This is a genomic window from Microbacterium sp. CPCC 204701 (assembly GCF_004010105.1).
GTDB lineage: Bacteria > Actinomycetota > Actinomycetes > Actinomycetales > Microbacteriaceae > Microbacterium.
This window is the reverse complement of the sequence record NZ_RRYE01000639.1, coordinates 1-1008: the sequence shown is the minus strand read 5'-3', so window position 1 is coordinate 1008 and position 1008 is coordinate 1. Positions and strand designations below refer to the sequence as shown.

The window sequence follows — 1008 nt, the reverse complement described above, 5'->3', positions numbered from 1 at the left end:
GGTGCTCGCGGCGCGCTACCCCGACCCGGGCGGCGTCGCCAGCTACGCGCGCCGCGCGCTCGGCGACACGGCCGCGCGCGTCACCGGCTACTGGTTCATGTTCGGGGTGTGCGCGGGGGCGCCGGTGGTCGCGGTGCTCGGCGGCGAGTACGTCGTCGCCGTCATCGGCGCCGATCGCGCGATGGTGCCGGTCATCGCGCTCGCGATCCTCATCCCGCCCTTCGCAGCGAACGCGTTCGGCGTGCGCGTCGCCGGCTGGGTGCAGTTCGTGCTCACTGCGCTGCTGCTGACAGTGGTGGTCGGGGTGGTCTCGCTCGCGGCCCCCGCCGTCGAACGGCAGAGCTTCCAGCCGTTCCTTCCGAACGGCTGGGCCGGCGTCGGCACCGCGATCAGCCTGTTCGTGTGGGCCTTCGCGGGGTGGGAGGTCGGGACCCACATCTCGGGGGAGTTCCGCAACCCCCGCCGTGCGATCCCGATCGGCACGGCGATCGCCCTCGTCGTCACGGGCGTCAGCTACCTCGTGCTGCAGATCGTCACCGTGGGAGCACTCGGCACGACCCCCGGCGACGGTGCCGTGCCTCTCCTCGAGCTCGCGCGACTCGGGTCACCCGGCATCGGGGCGGCTGCGGTCGGGGTCATCGCCGCGATCGTCGCCCTCGGGGTCATGAACGCCTACCTCGCCGCGTTCGCCAAGCTCGGGGCTTCGCTCGCCTCCAACGGCGATCTGCCCCGCTGGTTCGCGGCCGGCGCCGAGAGGGGCGGAGTGCCCCGGCGCGCGCTCGCCCTCACCGGAGGGGTCGTCGCGGTGTACTTCTCGCTCATGCTGTGGACCGGCCTCGACCTGACGCCGTTCATCCTCGTACACACGAGCAGCATGGTCGCGACCTACGCGGTCGGCATGGTCGCCGCCGTCCGGCTGCTGCGCCGCGGGACGGCCGGCTGGGTCCTGGCGCTCATCGCCGCGATCCTGTGCGCCGGCATGCTCGTGCTCGCGTTCGGCTCGCTGCT

The 1008-nt window shown here is 73.2% G+C and carries 1 protein-coding gene; it reads left to right on the top strand.

Translation table 11 applies throughout. From position 1 onward, the window contains the following. Positions 1-1008, top strand: a 1008-nt coding sequence (locus tag EIO58_RS18520; RefSeq protein WP_127820613.1) for an APC family permease, incomplete at both ends; no start/stop codon positions are given.